Below are 408 nucleotides of genomic sequence, written 5' to 3'. Positions count from 1 at the left end.
TCAAAAACTGACTCGGTATAATCAAGCCGTACAGTCATATCATTTTCAAATACGGACTCAATACAGTCAGCCAGTGCAGTCATATCTAGTTCAGAATGTTGAGGGCGATGGTCAGGAAAAACAGCGATACATAAGCCATTGAAATATTTACGACTGACCAATATGTGACCAGTATAAAATCCGGACAAATCACCTAAGTCGTATAAATACAACCCAGTTTTTAAATCAATCGTTCGCGGGTTCATTAGATGAAATAGAAATTGTTCGCTCATTACTGTGCAGCGATGCTAAACCCTTATCCGATGGGGCATGCCACTCAAGCCATTCATGATCGCTCATTACCGTGCAGCGATGCTAAACCCTTATCCGATGGGGAATGCCACTCAAGCAGTTCATGATCGCTCATTA

The 408-nt window shown here is 41.9% G+C and carries 1 protein-coding gene; it reads right to left on the bottom strand.

Annotated elements, in window-relative coordinates; all coding sequences use genetic code 11:
* On the bottom strand, window positions 1-272 hold a 272-nt coding region (locus AB4161_RS01825; RefSeq protein WP_235618376.1), incomplete at its 3' end, for a hypothetical protein.
* Window positions 273-408 lie beyond the last annotated feature (136 nt).

It is taken from the genome of Vibrio sp. 10N.286.51.E5 (assembly GCF_041469125.1).
In the GTDB taxonomy this organism is placed as follows: domain Bacteria; phylum Pseudomonadota; class Gammaproteobacteria; order Enterobacterales; family Vibrionaceae; genus Vibrio; species Vibrio crassostreae_C.
This window is presented reverse-complemented; position numbering and strand designations above follow the sequence as displayed.